The organism is Caldisphaera sp. (assembly GCF_046536515.1).
Taxonomy (GTDB): Archaea; Thermoproteota; Thermoprotei_A; order Sulfolobales; family Acidilobaceae; genus Caldisphaera.
Window position 1 is genome coordinate 1 of the sequence record NZ_JAWDMQ010000071.1, and the last position, 5,712, is coordinate 5,712.

General features: G+C 27.8%; 4 protein-coding genes. 3 read left to right on the forward strand and 1 reads right to left on the reverse strand.

Annotation, left to right across the window (positions count from 1 at the left end; translation table 11 throughout):
* The first annotated feature begins 54 nt into the window (after positions 1 to 54).
* Entirely contained in the window at positions 55 to 1,344 is a 1,290-nt protein-coding gene (eno, locus tag RXO53_RS07565) for a phosphopyruvate hydratase (RefSeq protein ID WP_410713619.1), read from the forward strand.
* A gap of 75 nt (positions 1,345 to 1,419) precedes the next feature.
* Here eno and RXO53_RS07570 read toward each other — a convergent pair whose 3' ends face one another.
* Positions 1,420 to 3,894 carry a hypothetical protein gene (locus RXO53_RS07570; RefSeq protein ID WP_410713620.1) on the reverse strand — a complete coding sequence of 825 codons (2,475 nt, stop codon included), beginning with the start codon at positions 3,892 to 3,894 and terminating at the stop codon, positions 1,420 to 1,422.
* Positions 3,895 to 4,032: 138 nt separating this feature from the next.
* Between RXO53_RS07570 and RXO53_RS07575 the strand changes: the two genes are divergently transcribed.
* Together RXO53_RS07575 and RXO53_RS07580 are read left to right on the forward strand one after the other, a co-directional pair.
* Positions 4,033 to 4,692, forward strand: coding sequence for a glycosyltransferase family 2 protein (locus RXO53_RS07575; protein ID WP_410713621.1), 660 nt, complete (start codon positions 4,033 to 4,035; stop codon positions 4,690 to 4,692).
* Between the two features lie 230 nt (positions 4,693 to 4,922).
* Entirely contained in the window at positions 4,923 to 5,144 is a 222-nt protein-coding gene (locus RXO53_RS07580) for a zinc ribbon domain-containing protein (RefSeq protein ID WP_410713622.1), read from the forward strand.
* The last annotated feature ends 568 nt before the right edge of the window (positions 5,145 to 5,712 follow it).

A 5,712-nucleotide genomic window follows, 5' to 3' on the forward strand; every position in this document is an offset into this window, starting at 1 on the left:
ATTTTATAAAATATACTTATTAAACGTTTTTTACCAATAGTAACTGGTGAGAATGTGGAAAACGATTTTTTAATAAATGAAGTAAGAGGTGTTTTGGCTTTAGATTCGAGAGGTAATCCTACAATAAAAGCAATAGTAAAGACTAAAAAGGGCGTAGGAGTAGGAATTGCCCCTAGTGGAGCAAGTAAAAGCTCCAAAGAAGCAATAGAGTTAAGGGATGGAGGAAATAAATGGAATGGACTAGGCGTAAATATTGCCTTATCAAAGTTGAATGGAGAAATTGCTCAAAAACTGATAAATTTAGATTCAAGAAACCAACCATTAATAGATTCGCTACTTATAATTTTAGACGGGACTAAAAACAAATCATCATTAGGAGGTAATACAACAACAGCTACTAGCATAGCAGTTGCAAAGGCAGCCTCTAGCACATCTGGTTTAGAACTATATGAATACTTAGGTGGACCTGGTTCAAGAATCTTACCAACGCCGATTCTTAATATAATAAATGGAGGAGTTCATGCAGGAAACAATTTAGCATTTCAAGAATTTATCCTAATACCCACAGGAGCTGAGTCATTCACAGAAGCCATGAGAATGTCTGTAGAAGTATATAAAACCTTAAAAAATGTAATAAGTGAAAAATATGGAAAATCTGCTACTAATGTTGGAGACGAAGGTGGTTATGCTCCTCCAATTAATGAATCAAGGGAAGCATTTAGATTAATAGAAATGGCCATTAAAAGATCTGGTTATGAACTAGGCAAAGATTTTCATTTAGGTATGGATGCAACTGCTTCTGAGTTTTACGATGTTAATAAAAAATTGTATAAGGTTGATGGAAAGGAATATACCTCGGATGAAATGCTTGATTATTACGTATCATTAATTAATGAATTCAATATAATATATCTAGAGGACCCATTTGATGAAGAAGACTTTGATTCTTTTCATAATATTACAAATAAAATAGGCAATAAAGTATTGATAGTTGGAGACGATCTCTATGCAACTAACGTGAAGTATTTATTAAAGGGAATAGAAAAAAAGGCAAGTAACGGAGCGTTAGTTAAAGTAAATCAAGTAGGAACATTGACAGAAACATTAGATTATATCAGAATCTCTAAAGAAAATGGAATAATTCCTGTAATAAGTCATAGAAGCGGAGATACTGAGGATTCATTTATAGCGGACTTAGCAGTAGCAGTTAGTTCAGGTATAATTAAAACCGGTGCGCCTGCTAGGAGCGAGAGATTATCAAAATATAATAGGTTAATAGAAATTGAAGATCAATTAGGCCCTTCAGGTAAGTATTTAGGAAAAGAACCATTCATACGCTCTTAATTTTAATATTAACTATCCTTTTTGTTTAATAATCCTAGTTTAATAAAGCAATAACAAACCTAGCCCCTCGGGGAGTCAGACTACTGGTTTTTGTTCCAATAAAAAATAAGATACAAAGGCTAGCATGATAAATATTGATATTAATCCTAAGGACAAAGAAGGTAACGATAATGAAGTAAATATAGGAAGCAAAAGGCCCAGTTCTTTAATTTTATTAAAGTTATAATAATAATAAATTGATAAAATTGCTGTTAATGTAATACCAACAACTAATAAAATTATGGGGTTTAAATTTAACAATAATCCTAAATTGATATCATCTTTTATGTAATAAATTAATTGCATAAAAGAATAGTTAATAAAGTTATTTGATGTTAGATAAAATGCTAATATTAATAATGAAGATGTTATTAAAAATGATGTTAAAAATCTTTTAAATTTCAATTTATAATTATAATAAATAAATATAATGTAAAATGGTGCTGATATAAATATATCTGGATAAGTTAAAATAGATAGACTGTAAAATATGCCTGATAATGTTGGGCTGTATTTAGCTAGCAATAACGATAAAATTAAAAATGATAAAATTATGGTTAACATAGCATTAAATGAAAAATATAGTATTGTTGCAAAGAATCCAATAAAAATTGATATTAAAAATAAATTCATATCTTTGTGCTTGTATATAAAAAGCCCTAATAATAATAGTGTTATAGCATATATTATACTTGAATAAGCATGAGCAGATAATGAGAATAAGCTTGCTGGAATGTATAATAATGCTAATCCTGGCAGAAAGTTATAGACAGTAACGTTATTCCAAGATTTATTTTTATAATCAAAATAAATAGAAAATTCTTTTTGGGGATCAATTTTAGTTAGGTTTATTATAGTATTATTGTATGGTAGCGTTTGAGACAAATATCCAAATGATGGGTTTTTCAAAACATAATAGTAATAATTTACATTATATGGATTATGTAACTTAACTATTTCCGACGAAGCTAATTCAATAATTAAATTTTGAGAAGACTGATATGCCTTTGAAGATATGTAAATTGATAATCCAGGGGTAAATCTAGATGCAAATGCTCCAGCAATAATTAATGAAACTAAAATAATGTAAGTTATGTATTTAGGTTTGTAATACTCACTTAGTTTATTAGTTTCAAGTAAATGAGCTATTATTGATATAGAGGCCAAACCAATAAACCCAATTATTAATACTAAACTTGATATATTTGAAACATATCTGATTAAAAATAAAATTAATGATATAATTAACAGTTCATAAGTCATTATAAACCAATCGATATCAATAATTTTATATTTTGTTGTATTTTTTAATTTTCCTCCGTTTATTGAGGTAGAATATGCTATTAAAGAAAAAAGAGGAAACCACATATAATAAAATGGTAATGGCCTATAATAAAATAAAAAAGCTATTGCAGGTAAAACTAATCCTGCATATTTTAGCTTTGAATAATATTTAGCATAAATAACTAGTCCTATTATTATAATACTTAAAAATAAAGAAGTGTATAAAATCTTTGGTAAATAAATTCCATATTGTGTTAATGTCGATAAACCTGCCCCTATTGGCATTAGGTTAAAAGTCAAAGGTAATAATGCCCCTTTTATAAATTCATTTGGACTGAGTATTAGGAATGGTAAGTTTACCAATAATGATGATATTAAAAATCCATATATTATATTTTTCATATTATATTTTTCATAATATAAGGCTATCAAGTAGAATATAAAGAAAACGCCAGCAGTTTCTCTATAAGATACAGCCAGTCCAAACAATAAACCCGATAAGAGTGGGTGATCGCTATATGCTATAGCTATTATTACTAAAGCTATCCAACCAACTATTGGACTAAATAATACAGGTTCGCCAATAAATATAAATGATGCACTTGATAAAATTAAAGGGAAAAGACTTTTATATGGTTCTTGCATTTTTCTATAGGCCAAAAACAAAGCTAATGAGTAAATGATAGCATCATAAAAACCTTTTGGTATGTTTAATAACACTTTTGGTATATAATAAAGCATAGCAAATCCAAGATAATCATAAGATGAAACAAAACCGATTATTTTATTATTGCTATATCCATAAGGGTATTTAAAAATATAAGTATAATAAGGATAAGATTCTTTAAAAATTAGATATTGAAGATAGTTTGAGGAATACGGATTTTGCAATTTAAGAAGCGTTTTGGCAGCACTAATTTGAATTATGTAAGAATCCGAATATCCTCCAACAAGTGTATAAATTATCTTATATGAAGACATATATAAAATTCCTACTGACAAAATTAAAGATATTATTCCAGAAAGAGTCAGCAATTGGATAATTTTTATATTTTTTTTGTTAATGTTAACGCTCATAAAAATTGCTATTATAGAAATTATAACAAGAAATAGATAAGTAATAAGCATCCATAAAGGCGGAGATTGTATATAAATAGGCCAACCTCTATAAGAACCAAAGTAACTATAGGGGACTAAAGTAATGTAATAATAAACAGCAAACCCCATAATGTTTATGGACAATAATAAAATTAGAGCTCTTTTTAATTCATAGTCTTGGTTATTGTTTCCATTATTATAGTTTATTTATACCACCAAATTATTAATAAAGATCAGATAAAAATAAATTTTAATGAGGAGTCAAATATGGAAACAACTAGAGTTTCAATAATAACTACAGCATACAATGAAGAAGAAAATATAGGTAAGCTAATTGAGAGAATAAGAAAGCTTAATTTAAATACATATATAATAGTTGTTGATGATACCTCGAGTGATAATACTGCAAAAATAGCAAGCAAACTTTCTGATAAGACTATTATAAAGAAAAGAGAAGGCCAGACTATTGGACTTTGGTATGGTATGCTAAATTCTGTTAGCAATATTTTGGTAACCATTGATGCTGATTTGGAAAATCCACCAGAATTAATACCAGCTATGATAAATGAATTTATAAACAATAAATGCGATGTGTTAATTGCATCGAGAAATAAACTACCTAGAATTTCAGAAAAGATATCAACAAAAATATTTAAAAAAATCCTTAATGTTAATGATATATATTCAAATTTCAGAGTTTATTCCAAAGATTGTTTAAAAGACTTTAAGCCAAAATTAGGTGAAACTTTTGGTTTAGAATTTTTATTATTTTTAAATAAAAAAAGATGTAAAATATGCCAAATAATTTATACACCTCCACCAAGAAGAAATAATCCAAGAATTGGCGGAAAAATAAAAGCTAATCTTAGAGCATTTTATTCTACATTTAAGTCGTTAATGGGCTATTTAATATATTATAGTTCATAATAATTATTATGCTTAATTCTCATCATTAAGTGAAGAATTTTAAGCTTTATTATATTTGCTTTAGTAAAATATATAATAAAATGCGATCATTATTTTAAAATAAAGTAATGACATCAATAGTTTTTGTCTGACCTCCTCCCTGCCCTGAAGAGCGAGTTCCCTGAGGTCTAGACTACAGAAGACTAGAGCATTGGATAGATTGGCAATGTGAAAAGCAGGGAGTACCATCAATTGTTATTAACCCTAAAGGTACATCGTCAATATGCCCAATATGTGGTTCAAAACTTGTAGAGATTAGTTATAGGAGATATAAATGTCCTAAATGCGGTTTTGAGGCTAATAGAGACACTATAGCAGTATTAAACATTGAAAAGAAAGCATACAAAAAGATGGGGGGATCTCTGACCACCCCGACTGCCCCTCAGATGACAGATGTAATCCCGAACAGATGAGGGGAACCCTCACCCTTCAGGGCGGAGAGGAGGTCAGAATTAGTTTGTATAAACAGTTTACTGCATTTTTTATAATTAAAAAAGATATAATCGTGCAGATTGAATAAGTATTTCATTACTTTATGTTATTTAATATAATTGTAAACAGTGAAGTAAATTAGAAAGGTTTTTTGTAACAAAAATAATAAACTTAATAATAAATTTAATAAAGCAAATCTTTTGAACTTAAGGTTATAGAATAAAAATCTTAGGTATTATTTTCTCATGTTATTTAAGACAAAACTAGTCCTCAAAATAAAAATGTATCAATGATAAAATTATATTCTAGAAAATAAATAAAAAACAATTTTAAGATAAATCTTAAATAAAATTTTACAGAGTATGTAATTTTCTAGAATAAGTAGGAATCCTCATTGCAAGGGATGATGAGAAATGTATTTTTGTAAGAGCAGTTAGTTGACTAAAGTCTTTATAGTTGAAAAACTTTGATCTTTAGGCAAAAACTATTATCATGTTAAAATATAAATAGATCTAATACCTTATAAATCCTCTGTAATAATTATTAATA